At 39.3% G+C, this 14,396-nt stretch carries 14 protein-coding genes; 2 read left to right on the plus strand and 12 right to left on the minus strand.

Going from position 1 to position 14,396, the window contains the following annotated elements; all coding sequences use genetic code 11:
- Positions 1-59 precede the first annotated feature (59 nt).
- Both FVA72_RS09630 and FVA72_RS09635 read right to left on the minus strand, forming a co-directional pair.
- Entirely contained in the window at positions 60-605 is a 546-nt protein-coding gene (locus FVA72_RS09630) for a class IV adenylate cyclase (RefSeq protein WP_110591830.1), read from the minus strand.
- Positions 606-744: 139 nt separating this feature from the next.
- Positions 745-1,233 carry a TIGR00645 family protein gene (locus FVA72_RS09635; protein WP_094960443.1) on the minus strand — a complete coding sequence of 163 codons (489 nt, stop codon included), beginning with the start codon at positions 1,231-1,233 and terminating at the stop codon, positions 745-747.
- 419 nt (positions 1,234-1,652) lie between these two features.
- Between FVA72_RS09635 and cobB the strand changes: the two genes are divergently transcribed.
- Positions 1,653-2,486 (plus strand): Sir2 family NAD+-dependent deacetylase, encoded by an 834-nt coding sequence (gene cobB / locus FVA72_RS09640; RefSeq protein WP_110592593.1) that lies wholly within the window; start codon positions 1,653-1,655, stop codon positions 2,484-2,486.
- 51 nt (positions 2,487-2,537) lie between these two features.
- Here the strand turns inward: cobB and FVA72_RS09645 are convergent, their stop codons facing one another.
- Positions 2,538-3,248, minus strand: a complete 711-nt coding sequence (locus FVA72_RS09645) for an SDR family oxidoreductase (protein WP_004253328.1) — start codon at positions 3,246-3,248, stop codon at positions 2,538-2,540.
- Between the two features lie 385 nt (positions 3,249-3,633).
- Between FVA72_RS09645 and pepT the strand changes: the two genes are divergently transcribed.
- Positions 3,634-4,869: a peptidase T gene (pepT, locus tag FVA72_RS09650; protein WP_004253330.1), complete on the plus strand. Its 1,236-nt coding sequence runs from the start codon at positions 3,634-3,636 to the stop codon at positions 4,867-4,869.
- 167 nt (positions 4,870-5,036) lie between these two features.
- Here the strand turns inward: pepT and FVA72_RS09655 are convergent, their stop codons facing one another.
- The 9 genes from FVA72_RS09655 to rluE form a co-directional block, all read right to left on the minus strand.
- Entirely contained in the window at positions 5,037-5,636 is a 600-nt protein-coding gene (locus tag FVA72_RS09655) for a LysE family translocator (RefSeq protein ID WP_110591829.1), read from the minus strand.
- Positions 5,637-5,967: 331 nt separating this feature from the next.
- Positions 5,968-7,092: a cupin domain-containing protein gene (locus FVA72_RS09660; protein ID WP_004253337.1), complete on the minus strand. Its 1,125-nt coding sequence runs from the start codon at positions 7,090-7,092 to the stop codon at positions 5,968-5,970.
- Positions 7,093-7,340: 248 nt separating this feature from the next.
- The gene (gene phoQ / locus FVA72_RS09665) at positions 7,341-8,798 is read right to left on the minus strand and encodes a two-component system sensor histidine kinase PhoQ (RefSeq protein WP_175427118.1); all 1,458 of its coding nucleotides are present in this window, start codon (positions 8,796-8,798) and stop codon (positions 7,341-7,343) included.
- 1 nt (position 8,799) lies between these two features.
- The gene (gene phoP, locus FVA72_RS09670) at positions 8,800-9,474 is read right to left on the minus strand and encodes a two-component system response regulator PhoP (RefSeq protein WP_004253350.1); all 675 of its coding nucleotides are present in this window, start codon (positions 9,472-9,474) and stop codon (positions 8,800-8,802) included.
- A gap of 241 nt (positions 9,475-9,715) precedes the next feature.
- Entirely contained in the window at positions 9,716-11,086 is a 1,371-nt protein-coding gene (gene purB, locus FVA72_RS09675) for an adenylosuccinate lyase (RefSeq protein ID WP_110591827.1), read from the minus strand.
- A 17-nt stretch (positions 11,087-11,103) separates the two neighbouring features.
- Complete coding sequence (hflD, locus tag FVA72_RS09680; RefSeq protein ID WP_004253359.1) at positions 11,104-11,730, minus strand: high frequency lysogenization protein HflD; 627 nt, start codon at positions 11,728-11,730, stop codon at positions 11,104-11,106.
- A 2-nt stretch (positions 11,731-11,732) separates the two neighbouring features.
- Positions 11,733-12,836: a tRNA 2-thiouridine(34) synthase MnmA gene (mnmA, locus tag FVA72_RS09685; RefSeq protein WP_110592592.1), complete on the minus strand. Its 1,104-nt coding sequence runs from the start codon at positions 12,834-12,836 to the stop codon at positions 11,733-11,735.
- A 139-nt stretch (positions 12,837-12,975) separates the two neighbouring features.
- On the minus strand, positions 12,976-13,425 hold the full coding sequence (locus FVA72_RS09690) for an NUDIX hydrolase (protein WP_110591826.1): 450 nt from the start codon (positions 13,423-13,425) through the stop codon (positions 12,976-12,978).
- The gene (rluE, locus tag FVA72_RS09695; RefSeq protein ID WP_110591825.1) at positions 13,418-14,068 is read right to left on the minus strand and encodes a 23S rRNA pseudouridine(2457) synthase RluE; all 651 of its coding nucleotides are present in this window, start codon (positions 14,066-14,068) and stop codon (positions 13,418-13,420) included. Before rluE ends, FVA72_RS09690 begins: the two co-directional genes overlap by 8 nt.
- Positions 14,069-14,396: the final 328 nt, after the last annotated feature.

Here is a 14,396-nt window from a genome sequence, read left to right on the forward strand (position 1 = left end):
GTTAGAGAGCCAATGGTTTTTAGGAGACGATTCTAAAAACTTATTGGTTCTTCCTATGATTACTGCGCAGCTAAAAACATCTGCTTATAACTACGAGTTTCCACCATTTCTTCTGTAAATCCATATTGCTTGGCGGTCGCCATCAATTTTTGATATAGAGCTTCAAGTAAATCCTGCTCATCTGTCATAATGGCAAATTCAGCAAACCAGCCGATCCCACTAAGGTGGTCAATTGTAATGTGGATGTCATTCAGGAAATAAATGCTCCTTATTTTAGTTGTGGTTAAGTAGCAATGATATCCCAGTGTCGTTAACATGTTTTGTACATGGTGGCAGTCATCAATATTAATGGCTTTGCATTCAGAAGCCCCAGGTCCTTTGACTATCCATAATTTTATGCCGGATGGCACCATTTCACGTACACACATACTGACGCCATTGTTAGCCAGTGGTAAATGCGGGTTTTCATAGAAATAATCTGTTTCTGTATTATTTTCCGTAAAGGGTTCAGCCAAGTCGGCCTTTATTTTATGCAGAAAAGTATCCGGGTCCGGTAAATGAAATTTAATTTCAGCTTCATATTTACCGACAAAATGTTGGCTCATGTAAAGTTCCTTGGTACTAACCTTCAGGATAATGATGGTAACACAAAGAGAAAATAGACGAGGGAGATAAAGATGAGGTTAGCGAATAAGTAAGTGCCTAGATGTTTAAATTAGGCACTTTTAGCATACATTCTACTGGTTATTTTTTTGTCATTTTATCTAGATAACCCATAACGAATGCAGATAATACAAAGGTTAAATGGATAACGACATACCACATCAACTTGTCATTTGAGACACTTTTCAAGTCCATGAAGATTTTTAATAGGTGAATGGAGGAAATAGCAACAATGGAAGCCGCGACTTTATTTTTTAATGATGAAGCATCCATTTTACCTAGCCAGCCTAGTTTTTCACTGCTGTCAGGGATATCCATTTGGGAGACAAAGTTCTCATAACCAGAAAACATCACCATCACCAATAACCCACCGACTAATGCCATATCAATCAATGATAATAGCGTCAAAATTAAGTCTGCTTCAGGAATTGAAAGGATATTTGGCAAAATATGGTATAGCTCTTGAAAGAACTTAATGGTTAAAGCCAATAGTGTCAGTGAAAGCCCAAAATAAATAGGCGCTAAAATCCAACGTGAAGCATACATCGCTCTTTCAAAAAACTTTTCCATGAAACCCCTTTTAGTGGTGAATTAGCAACACAGTAAAATCTGCGAGGCGTATTTTAACTGCACGGAGAGTGAACGAGAAAGGTTTTTTTATTGTTTTACAGTTACGAACGTTTTATGGCGAATTTATGAAATATTAGTGTCATTTTTATGAATAAAAAGTGACAAAATCGATGCCTTTGATATTTTTATTTGCATTCAGCAAGATGATGCGTTTTAGTATGTTAACATTTAGATAATGTCATCAGTGCTGGTAAGGAAATAGTTAGTATGCCAATAAAGTATATACTTGGAGCTTGATTATTTTAAAAATTCCAAACAATCAGCGTTTATAAGTTTGTGTCGTAATGACATGATAAAAACAATTAATATTTAACATGATATAAGTTTATTGGTTATATGGATGAAAGGAAGCTTTGATGTTGCGATTTCGTTATAGGTTGAAAAAAGCTCGTAAGAATAAATGTATACGCCGCCAGCGACTTCGTAACCGGTCTTTTTATATAGATAATAGATTGGGTAATATGAAAAATGTCAATATTGTCGTTTTAACAGGAGCAGGTATTTCAGCCGAATCTGGGATCCAAACATTCCGTTCTGCGGATGGTTTATGGGAAGAGCATCGCGTTGAAGATGTGGCAACGCCTGAAGGTTTCGAACGTAACCCTAAATTAGTACAACGTTTTTATAATGAGCGACGTCGGCAGTTACAGCAAGAAAATATTAAACCTAATGCTGCTCACTATGCACTTGCACAGCTTGAAGAGATTTTTGGTGACCGCTTTTTGTTAATTACACAAAATATAGACAATTTACATGAAAGAGCGGGAAGCCAGCGGGTTATCCATATGCATGGTGAACTATTAAAAGTTCGCTGTAATTGGTCAAATCAAGTATTGGAGTGGAAAGGGGATTTATCGGTCGATGACCGCTGTCATTGTTGCCAATTCCCTCAGCCGCTGAGGCCCCATATTGTTTGGTTTGGTGAAATGCCAATTGGAATGGATTATATTTATCAATCCCTTGAATCTGCGACCATTTTTATCTCTATTGGAACCTCTGGCCATGTGTACCCTGCTGCAGGCTTTGTTCATGAAGCTAAATTACATGGGGCACATACGGTCGAACTGAATTTAGAGCCTAGCCAAGTGGAAAGTGAGTTCGATGAAAAACACTATGGTTTAGCCAGCAAAGTCGTTGTTGAATATATCAATAAGCTTATTACTGAGTTACAGGTTAAAAATACCGCGGAATAAGCTTTCAATACATAACATTATAAGGGGAAACGTATTGTTTCCTCTTATAGGTTAGACGTTTGTATCCATCATGGCTGGCATCGTAATCTCTTTGACGCAGGTTGCATTGCTCGTATTGGCGATGAAGCGTACGGCATTGACAACGTCTTGTAATGGGATCAATTGCCCATGACTTTTTTCAATGACTTCGTCAACTGGGGTAGTGAGTGGATACTCAGTTGCTAAATAACCTAAATTTATAACCGATATCGCTATTTTATCTTCCCGTAATGTTTCTCTTAACGATTGAGCTATTCCCCTGATGGCATATTTGGTAGCAGAAAAGGTGACTTCCTTGCCATTATGATTATCTAAACCCCATGTGGAACCAATCAATATAATCTTGCTATTTTTCGCTAAACGCAAATTGGGTAACAGTGCTTTTAAGTTCAATAAACAGGCGCTGATATTAGTCTGAACCATATTCAGCAGCTCTATGTCATCAGTCGATTCAAATTGGTACTCTTCACTAAAAGCGAGTTTCTCCCATATACCCACATTATAAATTAAGGTATGAATAGGTTGACTCTGAATAACAGACTTAATGGAATTCGCGCTATTAATGTCATTTAAATCAGCAGGGATCCACGTAAAATTAGTTTGCTCAAAAGGAGGTTTTGAGCGAGAAACACCGTAAATATGGTCTGTATTTTCAGGGAATCCTTCGACTAATGCCTTACCTAATCCTTTGCTAACACCATAAATTAAACATGTTTTTGACATGAATTTTCCTATAAACGAGTAAAATTTTGTTTTGTTTATTATTAGCTAGTAAATAAAATAATAAGGCATCATATATAGCATACTATTTCAATTTAATGATTGATGATTAGTGTAGTGGATGAATGATATTTAACCAAAAGGTGTGTTTTTAGGTAACAAATAAATAATAATCGAATAATTAATACAATTTGATTATTACCCTTATTTATTATAGGTAGTGATTGCTGCTGTAATAGTAAACCGGTAAAAAATAGGCTAAAAAATAAATTTCATTAAAGATTTATCATAAAAAATAGTGAGCATTAACAGGAAAGCTGATTTGAGACAATAATTGAATCTGTGATCTTTCCCATAATATAGGCATTGATATTTTAGGGGGAAGGGTATGGACAAACTCTTAGAGCGGTTTTTTGAATATACCGCTTTCGATACACAATCAAAGCTAAACGCAAAAACAGTACCCAGCAGTGCAGGACAGTTAAAGTTCGCTCGTGCATTAGTTAATGAACTGAATGAGTTAGGTTTTGAAAAAATAACGCTAAGCGATCAAGGTTGCGTGATGGCTTATTTACCGTCAAACGTTGATTGGGATGTTCCTACTATTGGTTTTATTTCACATTTAGACACAGCGCCTGATTTTTCAGGTAAAAATGTGAGTCCACAAGTCCTCGAAAATTATCGAGGAGGGGATATTGCGTTAGGTATTGGTGATGAAGTGCTATCCCCTGTGATGTTTCCGGTACTCCATGAAATGATTGGTAAAACGCTGATTATGACAGATGGTAAAACTTTACTGGGTGCCGATGATAAAGCGGGTATTGCAGAAATAATCACAGCTCTCGTACGTTTAAAGGAAAAGAATATTCCTCATGGTAAAATCTGTCTTGCATTTACCCCTGATGAAGAGATAGGACGTGGGGCTCGCCATATTGATTTTAAACAATTTGATGCATTGTGGGCCTATACCGTCGATGGTGGTGGAGTTGGTGAATTAGAGTATGAAAATTTTAATGCGGCCAATGTTTCCATTAAAATTGTTGGCAATAACACTCATCCTGGTACGGCCAAAGGGGTGATGGTTAATGCATTAGGGCTAGCGAACCGTATTCATTCGATGTTACCACCTGATGAAACACCTGAAAATACAGAAGGGTATGAAGGGTTTTATCATTTAACATCGTTAAAAGGTACAGTTGAAAAGGCCGAGTTGAATTATATTATTCGTGATTTTGACTTAGCAGGCTTTGAAGCTAGGAAGAAAAATATAATTCGAATTGCTGAAAAAGTTGGCGAAGGGCTGCACCCAAGCTGTTATATCGAACTGACACTTGATGATACCTATTATAACATGCATAAAGAGGTCATGAAGTACCCACATGTTATTGAATTAGCGAAACAAGCAATGCTTGATTGTGGCATTGAACCAGTTATTCAACCTGTCCGTGGTGGTACCGACGGTGCACAGCTTTCACATCGCGGTTTACCATGTCCAAATATTTTCACAGGTGGTTATAATTTCCATAGTAAACATGAGTTTATAACACAAGAAGGTATGGAGCAGGCTGTTAGTGTGATTATGCGTATTGCGGAGCTAACGGCCATTCACGCACGGCAATCGTGATATTTTATGAGAAGTAAGAGAGGTTGTTGACAAAGTGGGATAAAAGCGTGGTTTTTCCCACTTTGTGTTATCAGCCGAAAATCAATAAATTGATTTTCCTAATTTATTTTCAAAACCTATTCGACTTGCCGCTAAACATAATATGTTTGTCAGCACTCTTACTGTTGTTATTGAAATAATACAGAAATACCACTAAGTGCCAGTAAAACTCCCATGACTAAATTAAAGCGCTTTAATATCTTAGGTTGTTTTAGCCTTTCTCTTAATTTACTACCAAACATAGCCCAGATAGCAACACATGGCCAATTGATGGCTGCAAATATGACAGCGACTTGCAACATTGATAAATAAGGTGAAATTGTATTGGTATACATCGCCATTCCAGAGACTGCCATCATCCAGGCTTTAGGATTTATCCATTGAAATAACGCCGCTTCTAAGAAGGTTAGTGGTTTAATTTCTTGGTTATTTGTCTGTGCAATTGAATGGCTAATAGTGGTTTTCCATGCAAGCCAGAACAAATAAATAATTCCAAAATATTTTAATATCGAATAAACCATAGGGGATGATTGAATCAATGCACCTACACCGAGCCCTACTGCCACTAACATAATAAGAAAACCAATTGATACTCCAAATGAATGAGGTAATGTTTTTCTAAATCCAAAATTAATACCTGAAGCAAGTAACATAATATTATTTGGGCCTGGAGTTATGGATGTCACAAAGGAAAACAATGATAAAGCCAAAAGAGTTTCTATGTTCATGTTGTTATCATCTTTAAAAGGGACAATTAACGCTGTGCGTGACTGGCGACGGTGAAGTCAAAACAGTTTAAAATTGAATCAAATAATGTGCTTTATCTTTGCGTGCTTACGGGCAAGAAGGGGACATATTGCGAGTAGGTGCTAGCGGGATATAATATATATTAAAATAAATAATTTAGTTATTAATAATGATGTGTTAATTGTAGTCAGCGGTTTTCAATTGATGGTCAGGAGGGTGCTGCCATATCATACTAATAATATTATTTTTAATAAAAGACCCATAATGAATGGGCCTTTTTCACAAATATAAATTTAATATTATCAGTACCGATTAATCATCAAAATACCAATAACCATTATTAACGAGCGCAGTAAGCAGTGCGATGAAATTAACATCATCAATGGCATCAGCTAAATTTTCGCTATTAACGGCATCATAGCGGCATAAACTATCAGCGGCCTCATAACACTCAGTTTCCAAGCATTCACCATTAACAAAAAATTGGTCGCCAACGCGTAATGCTCTGAGACCATTTAATTTGTATAATGTTTCTTGCTGAGTTTTTAGCAAATCATAGATTTCTTCTTGCTCATAAGGCGGTTCAGGTGGCGCAATGTCTAACTCGTGGCGTGATTGGGAGATAAACTCACCTAACCATTTGCGAAAGAGCTCAGGGTCATTAATGAGTGATTCCATCATCTCACGCAGCTTAATTTGTTCACCTTGCAAGATCTCCGCGGGGTTATCACGGAATGATAAATCAGGGTCACTATAGCGGTAGCTGCCTAAATCGTTAGAAATTAAGTGATCGGCAAAGCTACTGATTAATTCACGAGTATTTGGTGCACGAAAGCCAACCGAGTAATTTAATGAAGGTTCAATGGCGTAGCCTTCATGTGGGAACCCAGGTGGAATGTACAAAATATCGCCGGGTTCCATTTCTTCGTCGATGATGGCATCGAAAGGTTGTACTTGCAGTAAGTCAGGGTGCGGGCAATGTTGTTTCATTGGGATTTTTTCGCCCACGCGCCAACGACGGCGGCCTTCACCTTGAATAATAAATACATCGTATTGGTCGAGGTGAGGACCTACACCACCGCCGGGGACCGAGTAGGAGATCATTAAATCGTCCATTCGCCAGTCTGAAAGTACACGGAATGGTTTCATCAACGCAGAGCTTGGGTGATGCCAATGGTCAACAGCCTGAACTAAAATAGACCAATTTTCTTCACCGAGATGGTCATAGCTTTCAAATGGGCCATGGCCAACTTGCCAAATCCCTTCTTTATGGCTAACTAAACGGCTATCAACCTCATCTTCCATCGCCAAACCTGCAAGTTCGTCAGGCGAGATAGGGTCAATAAAATTTGCAAACCCTTTTTTGATAAGCAGTGGGCGCTTCTGCCAGTGACTGTCGAGGAAACTTTGCCAGTCGAGATTTAGTTTGTAATCCATCTTATTGTCCCTTGGAGCTGCTAAATATAGCTAATCAGTTTATTGCAATATACCCGGTCTCAATACTACAAAATGACCTATATGTGTAATGGTATGATGTTAAATAAACTTTATGAGAAACATATAGTAAAGGTTTATCTTGAGAGTAAACCAATCAGTTACCCTAAATTACTTTTCATAAAACACTTCACAAATAGTATACCGGAAATGGTTTGTAAAATAGGGGGTAAACGGACACATATCACAGATTAACTATCTTCAATCATAGATTGCTGCCTAAATGTGACGGATAAACGCGCTCCGCCAAGAGGGCTGTCACTAATTATGATTTCCCCGTCATATTGGTCGATAATATCCACTGCAATAGATAAGCCTAAACCTTGACCTGGGCGAAGGGTGTCTGCGCGTTGCCCTCGAACGAAGATCAAACTACGTTTGCTTTCAGGCACCCCTGGGCCGTCATCATCGACAACTAATGTTAAGCTATCAGCACCTACAACAGCACTAACTTCAACAAATTCAAGGCAATACTTACACGCATTTTCCATGATATTACCCATCACTTCCATAAAATCATTGGGTTGACCCAGCCATGTTGTTTCAGGAGAAACATTAACCGTTATAGAAACACCTTTGTGCTGATAAACTTTATGTAGGGCACTTGCAAGGCTATCTAGTATTGATGGGACAGATGAAATTTCACGTAGCATCATGTTTTCATCACCTTGCGTTGATGCGCGGTGTAAATAATAACCCACCTGTTGAGAAATACGGCCAATTTGTTCAAGCATGATAGGCTCTGCTTGTTCAATGTTCATTTGTTTGCCTGAACGAAGTAGCCGCAATGTCGACTGTAAAACAGCTAAAGGTGTCTTTAAACTGTGTGTTAAATCAGAAAGTGTGGTGCGATATTTGCTGTAGCGTTTTCGCTCATTTGTTAGCAAAATATTAAGGTTGCGTACTAGGCCGCGAAGTTCATACGGTGGGTTCTCGTCCAGTGTATCCCGTTCACCTTTTTCTAGGCTACTGAGTTGTGATACTAATGATTTGATTGGCCGTAGACTCCAGTAGGCGGCTAGCCATAATAATGGGATGACTAAGATTAAATTTGCCAGCAACACATAGCCAAACCATTCCCAAACTAACCCGGTATTTTGTAAGTCCTGTGGTAGAGTATCTACAACGACGATGGTGAGCGGGGGCAGGTTTTCACTTGCTGCATATTGGTTGACGGACACGGAATGAGTCAGCGGTTCGTCATCGTTATCCATGTCATCTAACTTGGTATTGAATTCGGGGTTATCGTCTAGTAGTTGGCGGGTTTCACGGATATCCGTATCAATTTCATATAAGCCCTCTTTTTTTAGCCAATCATTACGGATCAGCCGTTCAACGCTAGGCACATCACGTTGACGCCATAGCACAAGTCCTTGTTCATCATAAATAATAACCAAAGTTGGGTTATTCAAAGTAAAATTTGGTGGGACTCGGATGTCAATTTTATTATTTTGCCATTGGGCTAGGCTATAAATTAAGTTACTTTGGCTACGTAATAAGGTGTAAGTCGTTTTATCGAAACTAATTAAATACCCCAAAATTGCAACAATACCGTAGGATAAGGTGAGAGCCAAAATCACCGCTGATGTTGCACAAAGAAAACGTGCTCGTAGCGAAAGGGGGTTGAACTTAAATTTACTTAGCCACATATTAGCCATTCACATCAAAACGATAACCCTGGCCGCGTACAGTAACAATTACATCATCACTATGGAATTGTTGAATTTTTTTGCGTAATCGGCCCATTAAAACATCGATAGTATGACTTTCTCTAAGTTCGGCATCTGGATAAAGCTGGCGCATTAACGAGTCTTTGCTAACCACTTTTCCATTATTGCGGAGCAGTGTTTCAATAATGGTGTATTCAAAAGCCGTTAATTTGACGGTTTCACCATTAACTGTAAATTCTTTACGTGAGAGGTCAATAACGAAATTACCTAATTCGAGAACTTGTGAAGCAAGACCGCTATTTCTGCGCATTAAAGCTTGCATACGGGCGACCAGCTCTTCTAGCTGGAAAGGTTTCGTCACGTAGTCATCTGCACCACTGTTTAGCGCTTGTACTTTTTCTTGCCAACTCTCCCGAGCCGTCAATACTAAAAGTGGAATATTGACGTGCTCACCACGCCAGCGTTTTATCATGGAAAGCCCGTCTTCATCAGGTAAGCCCAAATCGACTACCGCGATATCTGGACAACTTTCGTGTAAAAAATAGTCAGCTTCTTTTGCGTCTTCAGCGGAGTCAACCTGATGACCCAGATCTTTAAGCTGTACGGTTAAATGGTGGCGAAGTAACGCATTGTCTTCGACAATAAGAATACGCATCGGAAACCCTCATATTGAAAAGAGATAGCTACAACTGATTCAAATAGTAGCACTAGTTACGCTATGGTAAAAAGAGTTCTGAATAACGACAAGAGATTAAGTAAATATAAATCAAACGAACCGGAAAAATATTTTATCTATATTTATCTCTAGATAATTTAGCATAAGGAATAGAACGGGGAATTCAGAATGATAATTAAAAAGGGCGACTTAGAAGCCGCCCATTTTGAAAATATTGAGACTATTTTAGTTCGTCAATAAAAGTGACAGCGTAACCGATATAGTTAGCCGGTGTCATTTCTTTTAAACGCACTTTTTCGTGTTCTGGCAAATCTAAACCATCAATAAATTGTTTCATCCCTTCAGCGGTAACGCGTTTGCCACGGGTCAATTCTTTGAGTTTTTCATATGGTTTTTCAATGCCATAACGGCGCATTACAGTTTGAATAGGCTCAGCTAGCACTTCCCAGTTTTGGTCTAATTCATCCAGTAAATGCTGTTCATTAACTTCTAATTTGTTTAAGCCTTTCATGGTTGATTGATAAGCAATCAATGCATAACCTAGGCCGACACCGAGATTACGTAATACAGTCGAGTCCGTTAAGTCACGCTGCCAGCGAGAAACAGGGAGCTTGCTCGCTAAATGACCTAAGACGGCATTTGCTAACCCTAAGTTACCTTCAGAGTTTTCAAAATCAATCGGGTTCACTTTGTGTGGCATGGTAGAAGAACCAATTTCACCAGCGATTGTTTTTTGTTTGAAGTGATTTAATGCGATATAGCCCCAAATATCACGGTCGAAATCTAACACGATAGTGTTAAAACGAGCGACACAATCAAATAACTCAGCAATATAATCATGAGGTTCAATTTGCGTGGTGAATGGGTTCCATTGGATGCCTAAAGACGTAACGAAGGTTTCGCTAAATTCGTGCCAGTTAACTTCAGGGTAAGCGACCATGTGTGCATTATAGTTACCAACTGCGCCATTGATTTTACCTAAAATTTCAACTTGTTGCAGCTGACGGAATTGGCGTTCCAAACGATAAGCAACGTTGGCAAACTCTTTACCAATGGTGGAAGGCGTTGCAGGTTGGCCGTGAGTACGCGATAGCAACGGCAAATTGCGGTACTCATGAGCCATTGTTTTGATTTTATCAATAATTTGACGCCATTGTGGCAGTAATACTTCTTCGCGAGCAGTTTTCAGCATTAATGCGTGCGAAAGGTTATTAATATCTTCTGAAGTACAAGCGAAGTGGATAAATTCAGAAACTGCATGAAGAGCAGGGATGTTGGCTACTTTTTCTTTTAGGAAATATTCTACAGCTTTCACATCATGGTTGGTTGTGCGTTCAATTTCTTTGATACGCATTGCGTCTTTTTCACAGAAGTTCGCGACAATTTCATCTAAGTAAGCGATTGCGTCAGCGTCAAATGAAGGAACTTCTTTGATTTGAGCGGTTGCAGCCAGTTTTTGTAGCCAGCGAACTTCAACTTGTACGCGAAATTTCAGTAAACCAAACTCACTAAAAATAGTGCGTAAAGCGCTGACTTTATCACCGTAACGGCCGTCAATCGGGGATACAGCGGTCAGTGAGGATAATTCCATTGGTAGCAACTCCAGATTTAAAGGTGAGACAAAATATCTTTCGCCTGATTAGCCAGACGATTGCGAGAGAACATGAGTTGGATACGACTTCCACCAACTTGTTGCCAAAGCACTGCGCAGCGAATACCTGCGAGCAAAGTGGCTCTAACTTTTGCTTGAACGAGTGTATTTTTGAGAATGTCTGGGGAACCAGTGACTTGAATTCGAGGTCCTGCAGGGCTGACTACGTCGACGTAAATACCCGCAAGTGCGTTAAACACACCTTCAGAGAGCGGTTCAAAATAGTCAGCTTGGCGCTCAAATTGTTCAATACGTTGACCAAGTTGGTTCATCGCTTCTTGATTTTTATTAAGACGGCGCTCAAGTACCATAATACTTAACATATAACGTGTCATTTCAGCGGATAAACCACTATTACCGCCTGTTAACATGCCTAACATGGCATTGAGACCGGTCTTTAAATTTTCGGCATCATTACCAAATACATCCAAAGTTGATTTTGGATTCATATTGGTGAGGCAATTGACCATGGTTTCAGTGTCTTTCTCGAGACAAACACCTTCATGTGCGAGTTTTTGAACCATCGCGCTTGCTTGGCAGATACCCGCTAAAGCAAGCGTAATGTCGTAATAGTTTTTTGCCACATTTACTCCTGAATACGGGCTTCAATAATACCGCCACCGAGACAGACTTCATCGATATAAAATACGGCGGATTGACCTGGAGTGACAGCCGCGACTGGGTAGTCAAATGTAACTTCAATGCGATCATCACTTAATGGGGTTATCGTACAAGGGATATCCGCTTGACGATAACGTGTTTTTACTACACAACGTAGTGGTTCAGTCATTGTTTTACGGTCAACCCAATGTAATTGCTGAGCAATTAACCCAACAGACATTAACCTAGGGTGTTCATGGCCTTGAGCAACGATAAGAATATTATTTTCAACGTCTTTATCGACAACATACCAAGGTTCTTCAGAGCCCTCTTTTGTACCACCGATACCTAAACCTTTACGCTGACCTAAGGTGTGGTACATCAAACCTTCATGTTGACCAATTGTTTCGCCATCGACAGTGACGATAGGGCCGGGTTGAGCAGGTAAGTAGCGGCCTAAAAAGTCGCGAAACTTACGCTCACCAATGAAACAAATCCCTGTGGAGTCCTTTTTTTTCGCAGTAACTAAGCCAATTTCTTCGGCAATACGGCGTACTTCAGGTTTTTCGAGCTCACCAACTGGAAAAAGGCTTTTAGCGACTTGCTCGTGACTCAGGGTATATAAAAAATAACTTTGGTCTTTGTTGCCATCTAAGCCACGTAATAATTGGCTTTTACCATCGATATCACGGCGACGCACATAATGACCAGTGGCAATGTAATCTGCGCCTAAATCTTCAGCAGCAAATTCTAAGAAAGCTTTAAATTTGATTTCTTTGTTGCAGAGAATATCTGGGTTTGGTGTGCGACCAGCTTTATATTCAGTTAAAAAATGTTCGAAGACATTGTCCCAATATTCAGCAGCGAAATTAATGGTATGAAGTTCAATACCCAGTTTGTCACACACGGCTTGCGCATCGGCAAGGTCAGCCGCAGCTGAGCAATATTCTGTGTCGTCATCTTCTTCCCAATTCTTCATAAACAGACCAGCAACCTGATACCCTTGTTGCTGTAGCAAGTAAGCGGATACAGAGGAGTCAACACCACCGGACATACCGACGATGACTTTTTTTTGGCTGTTATCTGACATGGTACTATTATTTGACATGGAAATATCTCACTGCGGAAAAATCAAGCCCCATACTTTAGCATGTTGTTCCCGCATTACACCAGAGTTAGAGGGGAATATTATTGCTTGGTGAAATCTTCACCAAGCAGAAGTTTAGTGCTTAGCGATAATGATCGCCGTAAGCTGTTAAGATGTCGAGAGGATAATGTTTTCCTGTGAGAAAACAGCGTAAACTTTCAGCCACTAATGGTGAACGCAGGCAGTTGCTATCTAAAATTTCTTTGGCGGTCAGCCAGTGGCATTCGCTAATATCACTGTCTTGTGGCTGTGTTTCACAAATGGATTCAAGTTCTACGGCGAACAAAAAGCGGATAAACTGGGTTTTATCTGGGGCAATCCATTGGTGAATTTTAATTAATTGTGTTGGTGTGGCTTTGATTCCAGTTTCTTCTAGTAATTCACGTTCGGCGGCTTGCAAAATCGTCTCACCAGCTTCTAAGTGCCCAGCGGGTTGATTCCAAGTGGGTTTGTCATTTATCCACTCTTCCACGACTAAAAATTTGCCTTGAGCATGCACAACAGTTGCTACAGTCACATTAGGTTTAAACAACAGTTATCTCCTTCCATTCGCCAACTGAAAGATTTCCCAAATTAAATTCACCAATCTGATAGCGAATTAGCCTAAGTGTTGGAAAACCTATATTTGCCGTCATACGACGGACTTGCCGATTACGTCCTTCATATAAGGTGATTTTTAACCAACTGGTCGGGATATTTTTACGTTCCCGTATAGGCGGGTTTCTTTGCCATAGCCATTCTGGTTCATCAACTAATTCGATCTCTGCGGGGAGCGTTGGACCATCATTTAATGTTAACCCTCGCCGAAATTTTAGCAATGCATCTTCGCTGGGAATACCCTCTACTTGAGCATAGTATATTTTTCCTGTTTTTTTCTGTGGTTGCGTTAAACGAGCCTGTAGTTTTCCATCATTAGTTAAAATTAATAGACCTTCACTGTCCCTATCAAGACGTCCTGCTGCGTATACGTCGGTGATTGGAATATATTTTTTTAATGTATCGCGGCCTTGTTCATCAGTAAATTGAGGTAAAACATCAAAGGGTTTGTTAAATAAAATGATTTTAGTTGATGTTTGCGAACTAACCGAAATCCGCTTAGTTCTATGCTTTAACGCAGTAGAGGTTGGCGAGTAACGATTTTTTTTCGGAACTGATTTTTTGTTCGGTCTGTTCATGGTCATTCAATGAGAATTTATTAGTTTTAATTTATGGCGGTTTATCCTATCTAGTGTAGGAGATTTAGCGGTTTGATCCTAGAACGTATTTTTCATGGCGATGTAATATTTAATTAACAACTTTAAAAGCATTTAAATCAATAAAAACAATTTTTCATTTAAAAATAAGTACATATGAGTTTATTTGGATGACGATAGTGTGAGCGGAACGTATTTTTAATTTGAGTTAACTTGCTAGTATTATTTGTTGTTAGGAAAATATTTTAACAAAAGTTAAGTCATTCGCTCAAATGCGTCGTTGACAACTTTTCATCGTGGTTTGATTTAT

The organism is Providencia sp. PROV061, from assembly GCF_011045655.1.
Taxonomy (GTDB): Bacteria; Pseudomonadota; Gammaproteobacteria; order Enterobacterales; family Enterobacteriaceae; genus Providencia; species Providencia hangzhouensis.

Excerpts from the sequence above, each read along its gene's own strand:
- FVA72_RS09655 (WP_110591829.1), bottom strand. The coding sequence starts at position 5,636 with ATGAACATAGAAACTCTTTTGGCTTTATCATTGTTTTCCTTTGTGACA.
- phoP (WP_004253350.1), bottom strand. The coding sequence starts at position 9,474 with ATGCGTATTCTTATTGTCGAAGACAATGCGTTACTTCGCCACCATTTA.
- purB (WP_110591827.1), bottom strand. The coding sequence starts at position 11,086 with ATGGAATTATCCTCACTGACCGCTGTATCCCCGATTGACGGCCGTTAC.
- FVA72_RS09635 (WP_094960443.1), bottom strand. The coding sequence starts at position 1,233 with ATGGAAAAGTTTTTTGAAAGAGCGATGTATGCTTCACGTTGGATTTTA.
- phoQ (WP_175427118.1), bottom strand. The coding sequence starts at position 8,798 with ATGTGGCTAAGTAAATTTAAGTTCAACCCCCTTTCGCTACGAGCACGT.
- FVA72_RS09660 (WP_004253337.1), bottom strand. The coding sequence starts at position 7,092 with ATGGATTACAAACTAAATCTCGACTGGCAAAGTTTCCTCGACAGTCAC.
- FVA72_RS09645 (WP_004253328.1), bottom strand. The coding sequence starts at position 3,248 with ATGTCAAAAACATGTTTAATTTATGGTGTTAGCAAAGGATTAGGTAAG.
- rluE (WP_110591825.1), bottom strand. The coding sequence starts at position 14,068 with ATGAACAGACCGAACAAAAAATCAGTTCCGAAAAAAAATCGTTACTCG.
- pepT (WP_004253330.1), top strand. The coding sequence starts at position 3,634 with ATGGACAAACTCTTAGAGCGGTTTTTTGAATATACCGCTTTCGATACA.
- mnmA (WP_110592592.1), bottom strand. The coding sequence starts at position 12,836 with ATGTCAGATAACAGCCAAAAAAAAGTCATCGTCGGTATGTCCGGTGGT.
- FVA72_RS09630 (WP_110591830.1), bottom strand. The coding sequence starts at position 605 with ATGAGCCAACATTTTGTCGGTAAATATGAAGCTGAAATTAAATTTCAT.